The organism is Rhodopirellula sp. P2, from assembly GCF_028768465.1.
In the GTDB taxonomy this organism is placed as follows: Bacteria; Planctomycetota; Planctomycetia; order Pirellulales; family Pirellulaceae; genus Rhodopirellula.
The window spans coordinates 3,249,981-3,266,255 of the sequence record NZ_CP118225.1 but is presented as its reverse complement, the minus strand read 5'-3'; the positions used below and the strand labels follow the sequence as shown (position 1 = coordinate 3,266,255).

Sequence of the window (16,275 nt, the reverse complement as noted above, 5' to 3'; positions counted from 1 at the left end):
AAGATGGATCATTTGGAACAATCGGGTGCCGGTGAATCAGGTTGCGGCGGATCGCAACAATCAATCCTCCCCTGGTCAGCCCGTCATCATCCCCGGGTTATACCGCAACGACTCGCCACAATGAATTGCCCCTGTTCCGCCCCCTCCCTCTTCGTGTGGATCGCTCATGACATCGCCGCCATTTGACCTCACGCCTCGGGACGACTTCGATTCGGAGGGACCTGCCCCGGTTCGGCTGATGCACCACGACGCCCGCTGGAAACAGGAATTCGAGCAGACTCGCAGCAGCCTCCTGCAATCCTGCCAAGGCCACGTGACCCAAATTGACCACGTCGGCAGCACCGCCCTCCCTGGCCTGATCGCTCAACCGGTCATCGATGTGGTGGCTCTGGTGACCAATCTTTCCAGCCTCGACGCGGCCGCGCTGCACATCGAAGGACTCAACTACCGAGTCGTGGACTCTCCCGACTGGCTCGATCACTCCCTCGTGTTGCAAAAACCACGCCACGGGGCCCCGACGCATCAAGTCTTCCTGATGACCAACGACCATCCCGCCCACCGCCGACTGATCCGGCTGCGCGACTACCTGCGGGCCAATCCAGAGGAAGCCGTGCGGTTTGAAAGCACCAAAGTCGACCGCTGGAAACAAAGCGGCGGAGTCCCCGAGCGATACGAACGAGACAAAGCGATCTACTTTGCCCATCTCGAAGATCAAATCACGGGCTCTTAGCACGTCGGCTGGAATGAACGAGCACAATCATGTGAGTAGCGTTTGGGCGTTCGCCGGGGCTGCGAAACGTTTTAGAATGTGAAGCCCATTCGTTTGCACAAGTCCCTATTCAAATTGCCCTGGCTCCCCTTGCCCCGAAGCGGGGTTGTCGAACTGTAGGCCAGGTTCCACCTGGCAACCACGGCAATGCTTCGGAACCAAGCGAGGCGTCTGCACCGTTCCAGGTGTCATCGATGTAGGAAATTCAATCGGCCAGTCACCCACGCCAGGTGGAACCTGGCCTACGAACAGCATCGCGTCTGTGACCAGAGAACTCCTACAAACGGCGAAGGCCATCCTCGGTCATCGCGTTGGGAATCTCGACTTCAACGGCATCGATTCGTGCCAGCGTTTCAGCGTCGAGAAGCATGTCATCGGCAACCAAAATCTCTTTCAATTGCTCGATGGATGTCGCCCCGACAATCGTTGATGCGACGAAATCATGTTGCTTGCTCCAGGCCACCGACAACGCTGTTCCCGTTGTGCCGATCGATTCCGCGATCTGGTGCATGCGAGCCGCCGTTTCGATCGTGCGATCATTGACGAAACGCTGTGCCATCGCCTTCTGTCGATCGTCCCCAGTCAGCAAGTACTCTGAGAATCGACCTCCCGGTGGCGGTCCGTTTTCGTACTTGCCCGTCAAAACTCCGCCTCCAAGCGGCGAGTACGGCAACAGGCTCACGTTCTCACGACGACAAACCTGAGCCAACTCATTTTCGCAGCGGCGATTGATCAAACTGAAATTGTTCTGAACCGTTTGATAACGATCCACGCCGTGCACGTCCGCCGCCCAAAGACTCTTCATCAATCCCCACGATGTCTCATTGCTGCACCCGATCACGCGAACTTTTCCGGTCCGGCGTAGATGCGTCAGCGATTCCAGGACTTCCTCGTAAGGCATCCCGTGATCGGGCCAGTGAATCTGGTACAGATCGATCGTTTCCACCCCCAACCGCCTCAGCGAATCCTCACAGGCGCGAATGATTTGATGACGATCCAGCGTGGTGCGTCCGTGGCGAACCGGCGGCGTGAACCATCCGTGACCGGGCCCCGTCACTTTGGTAGCGACCGTCACGCAGTCGCGTGGTTTCGTTTTCAACCAACGACCGAAAATTTCCTCGGTGACGCCAAAGGTTTCCTCCTTCGGAGGCACCGGGTAAATCTCGGCTGCATCAAAGAAATTGATCCCCGCATCAAACGCGTGATCGCAAATCGCATGGCTGGTCGATTCGTCACAGGCACTCCCAAACGTCATCGTTCCCATGCAAATGTCCGAGACGACAATTCCACTGCTTCCTAAACGGCGCTGTTGCACGACGGATCCACCAAGAGAAAATTGGGTTACACTGTTCGGTCTTTCGAAGGGTCGGTCTTCGACGGCGGACGTTTTAGCTCAAACCGCATTGGAATCCCACCATATGCCTTTGGTCGCCGAAACTCGCCGGCACGATCCCCGCCTGCCCTAGCGTTCGACCGATCCTCCCCCCCGCCTTCCATCAAGCCACCTCTGGTCGCTTCCCGCCGATTTCTCATCGTATTCCCGCCAAATCCCCACCTCGACAAACCGAAAACACATGAACCAGTCCCACGGGCATGCCCGCCCGCCTGTCGATTCACAAACGCCTCCCACCTCGCTGAACACCAAGTGGCTTCGTCCCCCCCTGACCGCCTTGATGCTGCTCTTGGCGTTCCAGCCATCCAGCACCCTCGCGGCGGAAGAGAGCTACACCTGGTCGGCTGACTCGAGCCCCCGAGCAGGCGTTCCGCAGGGCCAAGTCACCCAGCATGAGTTTTCCAACAGCCAAATCTTTGAAGGCACCCGGCGTCGATACAGCGTCTACGTGCCGGCTCAATACGATGGATCCCAGCCCGCCGCTCTGATGGTCTTCCAAGACGGGCACACCTTCCAAGGTCCTGGCGGTGACTTCCGCCTCCCCACCGTGTTCGACAACCTGATCGCGGCAGGCGACATGCCCGTCACGATCGCCGTGATGGTTGACCCAGGCCACAAAGGCGAATTGCCACCCAAACGAGGCTGGAGCCCCACGCCGTCCAACCGAGCGTTTGAATACGACTCCGTCACGGGCGACTACGCTGAGTTTCTGCTGACCGAACTGCTTCCCGAAATCCAGCAACACTACAAAATCACCGACAATCCCGAACTGCGAGCCATCTGTGGCAACAGCTCCGGTGGCATCTGTGCGTTCTCCGTCGCTTGGTTCCGTCCTGACTCGTTTCGAAAAGTGATGTCGCACATCGGCAGCTTCGTCAACATTCGTGGCGGAGATCACTACCCCGCCATGATCCGCAAAACCGATCCCAAACCAATCCGAGTCTTCTTGCAAGACGGCAGCGGCGACCTGGACAACCGGCACGGCAACTGGCCCCTGGCCAACCAGCAAATGGCGGCGGCTCTGGCCTTCCAGGAATACGACTACAAGTTTGTCTACGGCGAAGGTGGCCACAACGGAAAACACGGGGGCTCGATCTTCCCCGACTCGTTGCGTTGGCTGTGGCGTGGATGGAAAGAGTTGACGCCGTGACCGAGCATGACATTTCATTCGAAGTCAAATTTGTTCATCGCCTGAGACAAACCGACGACGTCTCTCAAGCCGACTTCCCCGTGCTGGAATCTGTCCTGCACGGCGAACAAAGTGACACCGCCGCGCCGAAGGTTCTGTTCTGCCTGGATAGCAACCTGGAGGGCGGCGAATTCGTCACCGCATTGATCGCACAAATGCGAACCAGCAACGCAATGCGGTTGGTTCGCGAACCGATGATCGTGCCCGGTGGTGAATCATGCAAAAACTCCGAGCACACCCTTCGCGATCTGCTCGCCGCCATCAACTCACACGACCTGGATCGACGCAGCTACATCATCGTTGCCGGCGGCGGTGCCGTCCTGGACGCGGTCGGATTCGCTGCCGCCATCGCTCACCGAGGCGTCCGTCTGATTCGGCTCCCGTCGACCACGCTCGCCCAAGCCGACTCGGGCGTCGGCGTGAAAAACGCGATCAACTACTTTGAAAAGAAGAACTGGATCGGCAGCTTCGCGGTGCCCTGGGCCGTCTTCAATGACACCGCCATCCTGAAAACGCTTCCCGATCGCGACTTCCGATCGGGTTTGACCGAAGCCGTCAAAGTCGCCCTGCTGAAAGACGCCGCCTTCTTCGACTTCTTGCGGAAATCTGCCAATCAACTTCGCCGGCGAGTCGTCGATGTCTCCCAGGAAGCGATCGCGCGTTCATGCCAATTGCACCTGGATCACATCACGGCGGGAGGCGACCCCTTCGAAGCCCTCGAAGCTCGCCCGCTCGATTTTGGACACTGGTCCGCTCACCGCATGGAACCGATGTCCAACTACGCCCTTCGTCATGGCGAAGCGGTTGGCATCGGCGTGGCTCTCGACACATTGTATTCAGCCCGAAAATTCGGCTTCCCCACGCCGTTGGCTCACGCGGTCTGCCAAACACTTGCTGACCTGGGCTCGCCGCTCTGGTGCGACCAACTTGATACACCCGACGAGGTCCTGCGAGGCCTGGAAGAGTTCCGGCAACACCTTGGCGGTCGCCTGACCGTGACCATGCTGAAGAACCCCGGCGAAGCCATCAACGTGCATGAAATCGACCTACCGGTCATGAAATCCTGCATCGACGAACTGCGTGAAATTGCCAAACAACAAACCGCGTGACCCAACTGCGACGAGACGACCGATGAAAGCCCTGGCGATTATCTTCCTGGCTCTGCTGGTCAACGTTGCTCACGCGCAACAGCCAGCCAATGACAAAGTCCATGGCGGCGTCTCAACGCAAACCCCTGCGATTCTCTGCGCTGACCAATCCGACAACCGCATCCGATTGGTCGATCCCTTCACGCAAGATGCTGACCTGTGGTCCTATCCAGCCGCGGAGGCCCCGCCGAGCGAATACAAACCGACGGATGCCAAACGAGTCGTGATCGATGGGGAGGTTTTCATCCTCGCCGCGTACCACGGACGCGTCCGTCTGGTGCGTTTCCGAGATTCGAAACTCATCAAAGACTACCCAAGCTACAGCAGTTGCCACTCCGCTGAACTCCTTCCAGACGGCTCGATCGCCACCGTCAACAGCAACCATGGCATGCTCCGCCTGCATCACTCAACCGACGATTTTGTCGACACTGAATTGCCCTACGCCCACGGAGTGACCTGGGACAAGAAACGCCAATGCCTGTGGGTTCTCGGCGACCGACTCTATCGGTTCTTATACCGAGACCGGAAACTTTCGCTCGACCAATCATTCGACTTGCCAATGTCGCCAACCGGCCATGACCTGTTCCCGTTGCGAACCGAACCCAAGCTCTTGGTCAGCAACAACGACGCTTTGTATTCGTTTGACATCGAAACCGAAGCCTTCAAACCGTTGTCAGACCTCCAGTGGATCAAAAGCGCCAGCCAACACGCGGATGGATCGATCTGGGTCAGTGATCCGCAACGAACCGAAATCGGCACTTCCTGGCAGAGCGACTCCGTCATCCCCGTGCAGCCAACCGGCGCCAACCAACGACACACCATCATTGGCTCAAAGTTCTACAAAGCCCGCTGGTGGCAAGACGTCAACTTCAGCTACTAAGCAGGTCGGCAGGAATGATCGAGCAAAACCATGTGAGCCGTTTGGGCGTTAGCCCCGGTTGCACGTGGGAGCAACGACGCTACCCAAAACATTCAAAATGCTGAAAGACTCCTGCCGAACTGCTTAACACAAGTGGCATTGGCTTCCAGTCTGTGATTGCACGGAACACAAAACAGAAGCCTCACCATTTCAATCCGACATTTCTTCTTCGCCTGTTGCGCAGCACGTCGGCAGGAATGACCGGGCACAACCATGTGAGCCGCTTGGGCGTTCGCCCCGGTTGCACGAAAGATCAACAACGCTCCCCAAAAACAGTGCAAACGCCGAAAGGCTTCTGCCAAACCGCTTGAGCGTCGTTCATCAATCCGGGTCGTTTGAAAGCACGTGATTGCAAAGCGATTCTCGGTGATGCCATTCATGGTCCACCCCACGCATCAGTAGCGCATTGTCAACCGAAACGGAACCCTCAGGGAAGACGTCGCGGTCATCGAAGAACGACGACCGAACGCTCGTGACGGCGAGCGGCTGCACATGCCAGTTGGCCGTCCGAAGCTCCAACCCGTCGAACTGCGTGGCCTCACTAGCCGGCGAGTACCCAAGGGAACCAGCCTCGAAGAACTGCGAACACTTCGCGACGTTGGCAAAGACAGAACGCTCTGGCAATTCGTCCGCCGTCCGTCCTTCCACAGCAACGTGAGCAGTCCCGTCAACACTGTCCATTGCGATGTGATATTCCTCATCCGTTTCCCGGACCATGAAACGTGCCCGATGGTGGACGCCAGGGAAAACACGACCACCTGCAACCGCGTTTAAAATCGAAGACGTGTCCCGCCGGGGAATGTACACGCCAGTCCGCCTGACCCCGTCGATCTCCCATTCCACGGCGATGCGGTGAGCAGCGTTCTCAGAGGAGATCCCGAGAAACGCAGGCCAACGTTTCGGTCGGATATGCTTGAGACGAATCAGGCAGATCCCCGCCATGCCAAACCCATTGATAGTCTGAGGCCGGAACGGAGCCGGACAGACACGCGACAACACGTCCGGGTCGACGCGATAATTGACCAGCACACGCCGATCAATCAGCCCTCGGATTGTTGGAATTCGCATTCAAAGTGCCTCAGGATTGATAAATACACTATCGCACGAACCGCAACGTCGTTCCCAGATTAACTTGCAGCGGCAAACGGATGCCTCTTATCCAGCCATCCCCCCAACCGCGACCAACGAGATGAACGAACGCCCCGAATCCCCCATCCCCGTCGCCGAGCAGCGAAGGCGATCGCGGACTGGCAGCAAATGGATCACGACCGAAGCGATTGACAATTGCCCCCCGAAACACTCTCCAACGAAGACACCCGCCGCGTACGATCAGCCAAGAGGTGTGTTCGGCGCAACCAATTCCTGGGGAATACCAATCGCACACCAAGCCCCTCCCTCGACCAGCCCGAACCTTCGATCTCGGTAGGTCGCTCAACGGGATTTTGTGCGGCCGTCAGATCACAGCAGCCCAAAGACACATGACCACCAGAGACGCGGTAGGCAAAGCACGACGGCGAGAACAACCGCACCACCCCGCCCAACATCAAAGTGCAGCGGCAGCGGAACGAGAGCGCAAGTCAACACGAGTGGCCAAAAGCCGACTGCGACGTCGAGAATCTCTTTGCGTTCCATTTGGTTACTCTGCACAACGGCAGTCTTTTACAACACCGCCTTGAACGAAGCGAGTGATGCTTGAACTAAGAAAGATTGTACCAACGCCAGCCCGCGTTACCAAAGTGTGAAGGTGTGCCCTAGGGCTCAGCGTAAAACCCATGTTATCCTCCGAAAGAACTGGAGTCCCGCTCTCCAGCACGCGACACTTGGCGAGTTTCCATTAGCAACTTGCCGAGCATGTTCTGCCCACCGCCAAGTTTACCGCAGCCCCAGAAGTAGTCGGTTGGGGCGTTCTCAACGAGCTCCTCGTCGCCCGTTGCCAGCAGAGCGTCACGCAAGTCTGAATGAGTGGTGAATTTGGCCATCAGTGCGTTGCGCATGACGTCAACCTTTACGTCCTCCCAGTCCGGTCGAAGAGGCAGCTTCCGTGTTTGCCCAAGATTCTTGGCTTCTTTTGGGGTTCGCGAAACACGAATACGTTCTTCGTGATCGGAGCCAGCAAACTTTTGTGCTTGGAAATAGTGTTCCACCGTGGGCCAGTAGCGGTCGTCGAGCGTGAAACCGTGTGCAGAAAAGTTGCACAGGAATCCGTATCCATCGGAGGGAACGTAAAACGCAATCATGGGTCAAGCTCGGAAGAAGTTGGGTGCAAGCAAGACACGGAATCAGGACGGAGGTTCGGCGGACAACGGAAGGTTTTTGCGAAACCGCCCTGAACGAAGCAAGCGATGCCTGAACTACAAGAGTTGCACCAAGGCCATGGCCCATTGCCAAAGAGCCAAGGTGTGCCCGAAGGGCCTCCGCGTAAACACCATGTTGGCGGACCGTCGCGCTACGAATCGGTTGGATCGAGAGTTTCAGCATCTGCAATATCTTTGGGGCGTCCACAAACTCGTTTGTTGACAATCAAATCGTCGCGGCCAATCACGCAGAGTTGAATGCCGTCCATTACAATGGAAAGCCGATTGGCCCATGCATCATCGAAGCCAACGCCAGAGATTGCCGTGAGAATGTCAATCCGGGACGGTTCGACACCGATCTGAAAGACCATGCCAGGTTTGGCCAAGTCGTCAACGGTTAGTCGTGCAGTGGTGCTCCAAAGTCGGCGAGGACGCGATAGACGCGAGATGCAGTGTCGGAATCTGGACGAACCCAAAGATCGAGGTCCCCCGTGGCGCGTGGATGGCCATGTGCCGCGACAGCGTACGCACCAACAAGCAGAAAATCAATCTTCGCGTCGGATAACGCGAGCAACATGTCTTTGAAGTCGGGGTTGAACAACGTTTGGCTCCTTGAATGACCAAGCGGTTAGTGTCAGAGGCCAAACCATCAGCAATCGCTCTGCCGGTGTTGCGTTCGGAACGCCTGAGTCGAGTCCCTGTTGGTCCAGCGTCGTTAGCTTAGTAACCGAACGATCCATCGGTGGAAAAGGGTCCATAGCATTCCTTTTGACTGAGGTCCGACAACGAAAGGTTTTTACGACACCGCCCTAAACGAAGCGGACGATGTTTGAACTACGAGCAATTGTACCAATGCCAGTCCGCAAGACCAACCAAGGAAGGTGTGCCGAAGGCCTAGCGTAAACACCATGTTGGCGGTCACTGGGTTGCCGATCGGTCTGCCCAGTATCCGGGACGCTGACGCTCGTGCGCAATTGCGACGATTTCAATGCGGACATCGGTCACTCGGAAGACGATGAAGAACGGAAACCTTTTCATCAAGTATCTCTGAGTGCCAAACAGGTACGCAGGCCAAGCCTGTGGACTGCGCGCAATGCCCCGGCGTGATCGCTCAAGTTCAGCCTCGAAATCTTCGGCTAGTTCTGGACGCACCTCGAAATACCGATCATGAGCGGCGAGCGCCTCAGCATTAGCATCGGGGTGAAACCAAAACGGAAGATCATCCACCGCGGCGCTGTCGCATTTCTGACATCACGTCATCCCATGGCCGTAATTCCGCTGTGCCATTGTCGATGGACTCAATGCGTCGCTGAATTTCAGCCGCCCAAGCAGCGTCAGCCTGCGGGTCATCGGCAGGATCGAGGCTCCTGAGCAGCGACGCCGCCAGAGCCGCACGGTCAGACTCTGGCATACCGAGCGCCGTAGCCAGCAGTTGTTGTGATTGTGTGTCCATATTCCCATTGTAGCGTCTCTGAGACGCTAATCCATACTTGTGACCGCCAACGAAAGGTTTTGACGACACCGCCCTCAACGAAGCGAACGATGCCTGAACTACGAGAAATTTTGCCGAGGCCAGCCCGCGTGACCAACCAAGGAAGGTGTGCCAAAGGCCTAGCGTAAAAACCATGTTCAAGTGAGCCGCTTTGCGGCGGGTTGGCAGCGACATCGGACTGGACGATTGAAACGAGGTTGTTGCGGGATAGAATGTGGGACCGCTACACCGAGACCGCGTGCGATGACTCACCTCACCGAGTCGTCGGCGTCACGATCGTGATGCTCTTGAACACCCAGGGTCGGCAATTGAAGGAATCAAGGTTTCTTGGATGGTGCAAGCTTCGTCGATGTCATCGCCCCCCACGACCTGATTTGACTGATCCGTTTTGCGATTGATTCGTTCTGCGCTCGGGGAAGGTGTGTCTTCTCAGTGGCGAGTCGATTCAAAAACACTGCCAATCGTTGGTTTTTTCGCCGTTTCAGTTCGCTGTCCCCACGCCGAATCTAAAAACACTAGGGGGCCCTGGCAGCAGGCGGGATCACTTCCACGCAGCACTTCTTGCCCCAGGGGACGCCACAAAGCGACTCGCCTTGAACAAGGATTTGGGTTCAGGCTCGTACCTCGCTGACCCCAAATCCTAAATAGTTGCACGTCAGTGAGCTGCGTTAGTGGTTTCAATCTCGGAGGACAGCATGTCCATTTGCGTGGCAGGGAAGTCCCAGCTCCACTGTTTGTCGGCGATTGCGGTGTGTACGGCAGATTCGATCCCGCGAAGAGCGCACCAGATTTGCGTCGCGGTTGCAACGCGTGACAGACCCGAGTGGGAAAGGTTACAGCCCGGTTGAGTCAGCCGAACGTCAATGCAGCCGTTAGCAGTTTTGGTAGCAGTAAGTGTGCAGTATTCGGGTTCGAGGTGGAACTCCACGTCGCGCGAACCAAGTTCAGGCGACAACAGGAACCGGGCAAGAGAAACCAGTGGAGCGATTGGATCAGACGGAACGTCAGATGCGTCAACGAGCGCGTCGGAGCCAGCAATGCCAAAGGTGATCGGCAACCACCCATGAGAGATGTCACCAAAGCGGACGTCTAACGTGTCATTGGCCATTAGACTCTGACGTGCAACGGAAGGTTTTTACGACACCGCCCTAAACGAAGCGAGCGCTGTCTGAACTACGAAAGATTGTAACAATGCCAGCCCGCGTGACCAACTTGGAAGGTGTGCCCGAAGGGCCTCAGCGTAAAAACCATGTTAGCGTACATTGAACTGCGGGAAACGCGTCAATCGCCAAACGCCCGAGGGTCGTACACAACATCCGGCGGGTCAATTATTGATCGCTGGGATTCCAGAACAGATTTGGCGTATTGGCCGAACGAATCATAGACAATATCGGGTGGGAATGGTTTCACATCGAGTCCATGCAACGTGGCGGCATCGACGTCATGAATCGTGAATTCATCACCCATTGTTAGCGACGACGAATCAAGAACGATTACACCGCCGTCACCGTGATCCGCGAGGATAACGAAGTCGTTCGGCAGCGCGATTGATTGCCGCAATTGCAAAGTAAGAGTCACGGATTCGTCGAGATTCGGAATCCCGGTTGCGTGCCAATAGCCGTGTGTCGTGAGCAGCCACCTGATTGAGGCTGGGAAGCGGCAGCCAAGGGCGGATTCGTAGCCAGTGAACGTGGCGTCGGTTTCGGGGAGACGACCACGAAACCAGTCGATATTGGATTCGACGAACTGGCGAAAAGCGTCGAAGTCCATTTAGGCTATGTCCGCTAACGGAAGGTTTTTACGACACCGCCCTGAACAAAGCGAGCGAGTCTGAACTTCGAGAAATTGTACCAATGCCAGCCCGCGTGACCAACCAAGGAAGGTGTGCCGAAGGCCTAGCGTAAAAACCATGTTAGCGGACACTAGACGCTCCAAAGGCGGTCTCCATCTGAGTCAAGAAACGCAAGCACCTCGGTACCGCATAGATTGCAACCATCGTCTCGTCCAGCGAAGTCGAACCAGTGGTCGCCGATCGTATCCGCCGCGCCAAGTCGAAATCGGGATCGTGCGCCGAGGTAGGTGACGTTCATTTTGGATTGCGGCACGACCGCACCATAGGACGTCGTGAAATCGTCCGCAGGACAGCACCCAAGCTCGACAACGAATGACCCGCCAGAGGAGCGGAATTGAAAGGTCAGCAACCGCAACGTGTCGTCCACAACGCAACGGAAGTGAGGCATTGAGCCACGGAACCCGCGTTCACGCAACACCGGAATCACGCGGTCGCGCAGTACGCGGTTCATTGCCTCTCGATCTGCCAATAGTCTGTGTCCACTAACGGAAGGTTTTTACGACACCGCCCTCAACGAAGCGAACGATTCAGAACAAATGAAATTGTACCAACGCCATCGCACGTTGCCAAACGACGAAGGTGTGCCGCAGGCCCTTGCGTAAAAACCATGTTAGGTGACACTACGGCCGGATGACGAGTTTCATGGATTCCGCAAGCGTTTCGGCTACACGACGCAGAAGTCGTACGTATGCGCGAAATGGATGAGGCACATCATCAACCCAGTCATCGTCTCTGGTTGGCGATTTGGCAGAGTTGATAACCGAACGCAGAAGTTCGACGTTTGGATCAGTTTCGATTTCCGTTTCGAGGGCGTCGATTTTCTCTTTGATGCGAGCGAGTTCGTCTAGCGATTGTGTGATGGACGGACTCTTCTTAATCGCCTTGGCGATTCTGTCGCTGTGGTGTCTGTGTTGTTCCTGAAGGAACAAGCTGAGGCTGGCACGCTGAACCAGTATTTCCATTTCACCTTTTTGTTGTTCAAGCGTTGCAATCTGTTCCTGTTGCGTTGTGCGTCGAGCTTCCAATGCCTCGATGTCTTCAGAAGCAGCTGCGATTTTCTTCAGGGAGTCAATCTCGATTGCGTCGAGGTCTGATTGCTGGAGCGCAGGTCGTGAAAGTGAAATCAATCCAAGCGTACTAGCGATGCTGCCAACGATTCCGCCAACGATCGCGTACCATTTGATGTCGTACCACCCGATCGCACAGAGGATGCCACCGATTGTGAAGTAGAGAATCGCCACTGCGACTATCAGCGTAACGAGTGCTCGGAGACGGGATTGATTCTTCAACAGACTGTGTCACCTAACGGAAGGTTTTTACGACACCGCTTCTCTCCGAAGCCAACAAGCGCCGCAACACCAATCAGTTTACCAAAAAGAAACGACGTTTCCAAAGAGGCGGTGTCCGCGGCGTGGCAAACCAGAATGCGTCATCAAAGCGATCGGCATGACAAACCAAACGACTCTCCAACGACGAAGCCGCGGCCTTGCGTAAAAACCATGTTCAAGTGAGCCGCTTTGCGGCGGGTTGGCAGCGACATCGGACTGGACGATTGAAACGAGGTTGTTGCGGGATAGAATGTGGGACCGCTACACCGAGACCGCGTGCGATGACTCACCTCACCGAGTCGTCGGCGTCACGATCGTGATGCTCTTGAACACCCAGGGTCGGCAATTGAAGGAATCAAGGTTTCTTGGATGGTGCAAGCTTCGTCGATGTCATCGCCCCCCACGACCTGATTTGACTGATCCGTTTTGCGATTGATTCGTTCTGCGCTCGGGGAAGGTGTGTCTTCTCAGTGGCGAGTCGATTCAAAAACACTGCCAATCGTTGGTTTTTTCGCCGTTTCAGTTCGCTGTCCCCACGCCGAATCTAAAAACACTAGGGGGCCCTGGCAGCAGGCGGGATCACTTCCACGCAGCACTTCTTGCCCCAGGGGACGCCACAAAGCGACTCGCCTTGAACAAGGATTTGGGTTCAGGCTCGTACCTCGCTGACCCCAAATCCTAAATAGTTAGGCGACGTTGCGTTACCTGTAACGTCGGATCCCGTACTTCGATCGCCGAGCTTTCTTTGGGTTGAGTTCAGTCGCGACCAGAGTTTCCTTATCGACGAAGAAGATTGCATACGGATTCGGTTTTCCACCGGAATAAAATAGTCGAAAGACGAAACGAGATTCCTCGTCCGAAGCCAAATTCATGCGCAGGAAACGACGATCGGGATAGAGGTTCGCGAACGCATCACGGGCAGCAATCTCATGTTGCGTCGGGGGATCGCCAAGGAAAATTGACCGTAGAAACTTCAGCATCAGAGTCGGTTGAGTCGCCTAACGGAAGGTTTTTACGTCGCCGTTCCCAAACGAAGAGAACGACATTGAACTAAGAAAGGTTCTACCAAGGCCAACGCTCGTCGCCAAACAGCGAAGGCGATCGCGGGCTGGCACCAGAGGGAACGTGACCGAAGCGATTGAACTTTGCCCACCGAAAGACTCTCCAACAACGACAGCCGCGACTTTGCGTAAAAACCATGTTAGGCGACCGGCGGATCAGTGAAAGCGACGTGGAGTTGGTCGATGTCAGTCCAGTTCAAGTGGTTGCATGAAATCTTGATGATTGCCCAAACTTGATGTCGCGAGGAAATTGTGACGAGGAATGCATCGGGGCCAAACGTAAACGGAGCGTCGCAATGTTCCGAAGCCAGTGCCAGCTGGATGTCGAAAGGGGCCGAGTCGGGATGCGCATCTCGTGGGATAGTCGCGAGAATCTCGGTGGGTGTAGACCGATGCAGGGTCACAACCGAAGTGGAATCGGTATACGACAATCGCAGGATTGGTTCGCGGTCACCTGCCAAGTAGTCCGTGATGTCGTCAGGGGTAAGCGGCACGTTGAATCTAGGTCGCCTAACGGAAGGTTTTTACGACACCGCCCTGAACGAAGCGAGCGATGTTTGAATTACGAGAGATTGTACCAGTGCCGGCCCGCGTGGCCAAACGTGGAAGGTGTGCCGAAGGCCTTAGCGTAAAAACCATGTTCAAGTGAGCCGCTTTGCGGCGGGGTTGGGGTGGAGACTGCTTCGGTGATTATGGTGTCCCCTGTCTTTCACTTCACTCCCTCGTCAGGAACTCGACGATGACTTCAAAAAAAGGCCACGCTCACTCGCTTTCACTCTGACCTCGCCAAGCGGTTTCGAGAAGACTTGCTGCTCAGCGGAAAGCAACCCAGCACCATCGCGTGCTACCGCAATGCCATCGCCCACTTGGCTGAGCACTTCGCTTGCTCCCCGGAAAAACTCTCCGAAGCACAGGTCCGGCAGTATGTCTTGCTGCGAAGACAGCAACTGCAGCTCGGTTCGATGCGGCCGATCGTCGGAGCATTGAAGTTCTTCTTTCGTGTGACCGTTCCTCGGGACTGGCCCACTCTGCAAGCAGTCCGTTTACCCAAGTCCAACACGCTCCCAAAGGTCTTGGCACCCGAGCGATGCTGGCAACTCATTGACGCCACCGTGGCGTCCCATCTGCAAGTCATCTTTCGAGCCATGTATTCCTGCGGACTCCGTGGCGTCGACGTTCGCCACTTGAGACCTCAAGACGTGGACGCCGATCGAATGATGCTCCGCGTTTGCACCACCAAAGGACACCGGCAACGCGAAGTCCCACTGCCCCAAGCTACCCTCGATGCGTTTCGTGCCCACTGGGCAACCCATCGCAATCCAAACTGGTTGTTTCCGGCGACGCAGAGAAACACTCCGGCGTCGAAGGCTGACCAACCCATCAGTGCCAGGACGATCCAGCGTGGGTTCACGAAAGTCACCGAGTCGCTGGGCTGGCAAGACTCCGGATTGACTCCGCACACACTGAGGCATTCCTACGCCACCGCGATGCTGGACGCCGGAGTCAACCTCAAGGTTCTGCAAGGCTACCTCGGACACAAGAACTTGCAAGCAACCGAGGTCTACCTCCACCTGACACGCCTGGGTGACGAAAGAGGCAGGCAGATTGTCGCTCAGATCATGAACGGGGACGTCGCCGAGCAAGGCCTTTCATGAAAGGCGTTTCAATGGTCTTGAAACGCTATGGCGACCAGTACATCGCGAAGCATGGAACACGAATGACGGCCCAACAGAAGAAGGTCCTCCGCGCCGTGATGGCGTGCCGGGAAGATTCTCTGGGCACGATCCAGTATGCCTGCTCCGGTTGCGGTGAGGTCACTCATGTGCCTCGCTCGTGCTGCAATCGGCACTGCCCAGCGTGCCAGCACCAGCGTCAGCAACAGTGGCTCGCCAGTGCTCAAGAAAACCTGTTGCCGTGCCAGTACTTTCTGATCACGTTCACGTTGCCAGCCGGATTACGCGAGTTTGCGATGGCTCACCCCAAGGTCCTGTACGCCGCCATGATGAGTGCGACAGCTCAGGCACTTCAGCAAGCAGCGACCAACCCGCGACATGTCGGTGTGAACGAAACGGGATTCACCAGCGTGCTGCACACGTGGGGACGTGACCTGGTTTACCACCCGCACGTTCACGTCGTGGTTCCCGCCGGCGGCATCGACGCTGGCGGCGTTTGGCAAAGCAGTCGCGCCAGTGTGTTCGTGCCCGAGCAGATTCTGGAGAGGTTGTTTCGCGGAAAGCTGAAAGACAAACTGCGATCCGAATCGTTCTTTGATTCGATCCCCGATGATGTCTGGAAGGGACGCTTCGTCGTCGACAGCGAAGCGGTCGGCAGCGGCGAATTCGCGGTCGCGTACTTGGCCCCCTACGTGATGCGAGGTGCGGTGGCCAATCGACGCGTCACGCAGTGCGACGAATCGACTTCGCTCGAAGAAGCCAACTTGACGCTGCAAGTCAAACGCAGCGGAACGCGTCAGTACAAGCCGATGCAGATGCGTGTGGAAGAGTTCATTCGCCGTTGGCTCCAGCACGTGTTGCCGGCTGGCTTTCATCGTGTACGTCACGACGGATTCGTCAACGCGCGCAGCAAGCGATCCCTCGAGGAGGTTCGCTGGTTGGTCGCTGTCTCACTGGAGCGTCAGTACGAACTGGCTTGCAGCCAGCAGATCGTGATGGCGGAACCGGTCGCGATGCAATGCCCCAGCTGCGGCGGCCCGATGATCAACCTGGGCTACATCCCCGCCACGACAACTTTGCCGCAACCAGCCAGAGCGCCGCCATGATCCAGATCGTCGCTCCAATAACACGTCGCTTTCAAAGTCATCTGATCGGTG

General features: G+C 56.5%; 15 protein-coding genes and 1 pseudogene. 7 read left to right on the top strand and 9 right to left on the bottom strand.

Features of this window, described 5'->3' with window-relative positions:
- Window positions 1-166 precede the first annotated feature (166 nt).
- Window positions 167-730, top strand: a complete 564-nt coding sequence (locus PSR62_RS11545) for a GrpB family protein (protein WP_274407890.1) — start codon at window positions 167-169, stop codon at window positions 728-730.
- A gap of 316 nt (window positions 731-1,046) precedes the next feature.
- Here the strand turns inward: PSR62_RS11545 and PSR62_RS11540 are convergent, their stop codons facing one another.
- Window positions 1,047-2,084: an aldo/keto reductase gene (locus PSR62_RS11540; RefSeq protein WP_274407889.1), complete on the bottom strand. Its 1,038-nt coding sequence runs from the start codon at window positions 2,082-2,084 to the stop codon at window positions 1,047-1,049.
- A gap of 358 nt (window positions 2,085-2,442) precedes the next feature.
- Here PSR62_RS11540 and PSR62_RS11535 point away from each other — a divergent pair, with 358 nt between their 5' ends.
- The 3 genes from PSR62_RS11535 to PSR62_RS11525 are packed head-to-tail and all read left to right on the top strand — an operon-like array spanning window position 2,443 to window position 5,379.
- On the top strand, window positions 2,443-3,312 hold the full coding sequence (locus tag PSR62_RS11535; RefSeq protein WP_274408212.1) for an alpha/beta hydrolase: 870 nt from the start codon (window positions 2,443-2,445) through the stop codon (window positions 3,310-3,312).
- Window positions 3,309-4,460 carry a 3-dehydroquinate synthase gene (locus PSR62_RS11530; protein ID WP_274408211.1) on the top strand — a complete coding sequence of 384 codons (1,152 nt, stop codon included), beginning with the start codon at window positions 3,309-3,311 and terminating at the stop codon, window positions 4,458-4,460. The genes PSR62_RS11535 and PSR62_RS11530 overlap by 4 nt, the downstream gene beginning before the upstream one ends.
- A gap of 22 nt (window positions 4,461-4,482) precedes the next feature.
- Window positions 4,483-5,379 (top strand): DUF6528 family protein, encoded by an 897-nt coding sequence (locus tag PSR62_RS11525; RefSeq protein WP_274407888.1) that lies wholly within the window; start codon window positions 4,483-4,485, stop codon window positions 5,377-5,379.
- Between the two features lie 360 nt (window positions 5,380-5,739).
- Here the strand turns inward: PSR62_RS11525 and PSR62_RS11520 are convergent, their stop codons facing one another.
- From PSR62_RS11520 to PSR62_RS11485, 8 genes are all read right to left on the bottom strand, one after another.
- Complete coding sequence (locus PSR62_RS11520) at window positions 5,740-6,486, bottom strand: DUF2071 domain-containing protein (protein WP_274407887.1); 747 nt, start codon at window positions 6,484-6,486, stop codon at window positions 5,740-5,742.
- Between the two features lie 707 nt (window positions 6,487-7,193).
- Window positions 7,194-7,655, bottom strand: coding sequence for an NADAR family protein (locus PSR62_RS11515; protein ID WP_274407886.1), 462 nt, complete (start codon window positions 7,653-7,655; stop codon window positions 7,194-7,196).
- Window positions 7,656-7,864: 209 nt separating this feature from the next.
- Window positions 7,865-8,083, bottom strand: coding sequence for a hypothetical protein (locus tag PSR62_RS11510; RefSeq protein WP_274407885.1), 219 nt, complete (start codon window positions 8,081-8,083; stop codon window positions 7,865-7,867).
- Between the two features lie 26 nt (window positions 8,084-8,109).
- A complete protein-coding gene (locus tag PSR62_RS11505) occupies window positions 8,110-8,313 on the bottom strand; it encodes a hypothetical protein (protein ID WP_274407884.1) in 204 nt (67 codons plus the stop codon).
- A gap of 618 nt (window positions 8,314-8,931) precedes the next feature.
- Window positions 8,932-9,165 carry an addiction module protein gene (locus tag PSR62_RS11500; RefSeq protein WP_274407883.1) on the bottom strand — a complete coding sequence of 78 codons (234 nt, stop codon included), beginning with the start codon at window positions 9,163-9,165 and terminating at the stop codon, window positions 8,932-8,934.
- Window positions 9,166-10,485: 1,320 nt separating this feature from the next.
- Window positions 10,486-10,974, bottom strand: coding sequence for an SMI1/KNR4 family protein (locus tag PSR62_RS11495; RefSeq protein WP_274407882.1), 489 nt, complete (start codon window positions 10,972-10,974; stop codon window positions 10,486-10,488).
- Between the two features lie 152 nt (window positions 10,975-11,126).
- Window positions 11,127-11,507, bottom strand: a complete 381-nt coding sequence (locus PSR62_RS11490; RefSeq protein ID WP_274407879.1) for a DUF4304 domain-containing protein — start codon at window positions 11,505-11,507, stop codon at window positions 11,127-11,129.
- Between the two features lie 169 nt (window positions 11,508-11,676).
- The gene (locus tag PSR62_RS11485) at window positions 11,677-12,183 is read right to left on the bottom strand and encodes a hypothetical protein (protein ID WP_274407881.1); all 507 of its coding nucleotides are present in this window, start codon (window positions 12,181-12,183) and stop codon (window positions 11,677-11,679) included.
- A gap of 2,056 nt (window positions 12,184-14,239) precedes the next feature.
- Between PSR62_RS11485 and PSR62_RS11480 the strand changes: the two are divergent.
- The 3 genes and pseudogenes from PSR62_RS11480 to PSR62_RS11470 all read left to right on the top strand — a co-directional run.
- Window positions 14,240-14,458 (top strand): annotated as a pseudogene (locus tag PSR62_RS11480) (phage integrase N-terminal SAM-like domain-containing protein); the annotation flags it as partial.
- Window positions 14,447-15,100, top strand: a complete 654-nt coding sequence (locus tag PSR62_RS11475) for a tyrosine-type recombinase/integrase (RefSeq protein WP_274408210.1) — start codon at window positions 14,447-14,449, stop codon at window positions 15,098-15,100. The pseudogene PSR62_RS11480 and the gene PSR62_RS11475, both read left to right, overlap by 12 nt.
- The gene (locus PSR62_RS11470) at window positions 15,097-16,224 is read left to right on the top strand and encodes an IS91 family transposase (protein ID WP_274407880.1); all 1,128 of its coding nucleotides are present in this window, start codon (window positions 15,097-15,099) and stop codon (window positions 16,222-16,224) included. Before PSR62_RS11475 ends, PSR62_RS11470 begins: the two co-directional genes overlap by 4 nt.
- Window positions 16,225-16,275: the final 51 nt, after the last annotated feature.